This is a genomic window from Methylocucumis oryzae, assembly GCF_000963695.1.
Lineage (GTDB): Bacteria > Pseudomonadota > Gammaproteobacteria > Methylococcales > Methylomonadaceae > Methylovulum > Methylovulum oryzae.
Genome location: NZ_LAJX01000172.1, coordinates 1 through 1,846 on the forward strand (window position 1 = coordinate 1; position 1,846 = coordinate 1,846).

The following is a 1,846-nucleotide window of genomic DNA, read 5'->3' on the forward strand; positions in this document are numbered from 1 at the left end:
AGTGTAAATGAACACACAGCAGGGTTATGGGTGTATGAAGGTGCAGTAACCTTTTTTAATCCGCAAGGCAAAGTACGGCTAATGCCCGGTCAAGGTGCTCAGGCTGAAGTCAACCAAAAACCAACAATGCAAATCACATTAAGTCCTAGCGATGCTGTCAGTTGGGCGCTTTATTACCCGCCTCTATTCAGTGATGCCTGGCTAACCGGTGCTAATCAAATGATATTACAACGTGCTGCACAAGCCTTCCATCACGGTCGTAGCGATGAAGCATTATTCATGTTGGACGCGATACCCACCGCTCAGCAAAGCATCGAATTCTTAAAACTTCGGGCAGCCATGCTGCTTAGCGTTGGACGTGTGCAATTGGCGTTACACGCTATTCACCAAGTACTCACACAGCAACCGAATGACGCTGAAGCGCTGGCGTTACAAGCCATCATCGCATTAAGCCAAAATAACAAAGACCAAGCTTATCGTTTAGCCCAACAAGCGGTCACGCTCAACCCAACAGCCGCTATCGCTTATACAGCTTTATCGTATGTCGAACAAAGCCGTTTTAACTTAGTACCAGCACTTAAAGCGGCTCAGCAAGCAAGTCAAAATGCTCAAGGTGATGCAATGGTATGGGCGCGACAGTCAGAATTAGAACTTTGCTTAGGATTATTGAGCGAAAGCGCACATAGCGCACAACAAGCCCTAACACTAGATGCGGGTTTAGCAAGAACACAAACCGTTATGGGGTTTAGTTATCTGCTACGCACTGATTTAACGGCTGCTAAACAAAGCTTTAACGAAGCCATACATTTAGATTCAGCCTCGCCTTTAGCCCGTTTAGGATTGGGACTCACTAAAATTCGTACTGGTGACGTTGCAGAGGGCCGTAAAGACCTGGAAATCGCAGCTATTTTGGACCCACAAAATTCTTTATTACGCAGCTACTTAGGTAAAGCTTATTACGAAGAAAAACGTAATGCTCTCGCCCAAGAACAATTCAGTTTAGCCAAACAATTAGACCCAAACGATCCAACGCCGTACTTCTACGATGCCATTGCTAAGCAAACCAGCAATCGCACAATTGCCGCCTTGCATGACATTGAACAAGCTAAGTCATTAAATGCTAACCGCGCTGTCTATCGTTCACAGCTAATGTTAGATAAAGATTTAGCAGCAAGAAGCGCTGCGCAAGGCAGAATTTATCACGATTTAGGTTTTCAACGCTTAAGTCTACTTGAAGGTTGGCAATCGATTGCAACCGATCCAGCGAACTATTCTGCTCATCGATTGCTAGCCGACAGCTACGCTTCTCAACCTAGACATGAAATTGCTAGAGTCAGTGAATTATTACAAGCACAGCTATTGCAACCACTTAATATGACGCCTATACAACCGCAACTGGCGCAAAGTAACATACTAATCATCGATGGTTTAGGCCCCTCCGCATTAGCGTTTAACGAGTACAATCCGCTGTTCACCCGTAATCGCCATGCTGTGCAATCTTCAGCAATTTACGGCAGCAACAATACCTTCGGTGATGATGCAGTATATTCAGGTTTGTGGAATCAGCTCTCTTACAGCTTAGGACAATATCATTATGAAACAGATGGTTTCAGAGCCAATAATTCTGTCAATCAAAATATTTATAATGCCTTCGTACAAGCCAATATCAGCGATTCGCTCAATTTACAATTTGAATATCGCTATGAAACACGAGACAACGGCGACTTATCGATACCTTTTTTTCCGGAAAATTTTTCGTCTTTTTATCAAGAGCATACCGACATTACATCATATCGCTTAGGCGGGCGTTATGCGTTTAACACTGCCTCATCTTTATTAGGCTCGT

1 protein-coding gene is annotated in these 1,846 nt (G+C 44.1%); it reads left to right on the forward strand.

The window, feature by feature from the left end; genetic code table 11:
- Nucleotides 1-30 precede the first annotated feature (30 nt).
- Nucleotides 31-1,846 (forward strand): tetratricopeptide repeat protein (locus VZ94_RS15620; protein WP_131655589.1); only part of this gene is annotated, 1,816 nt, incomplete at its 3' end.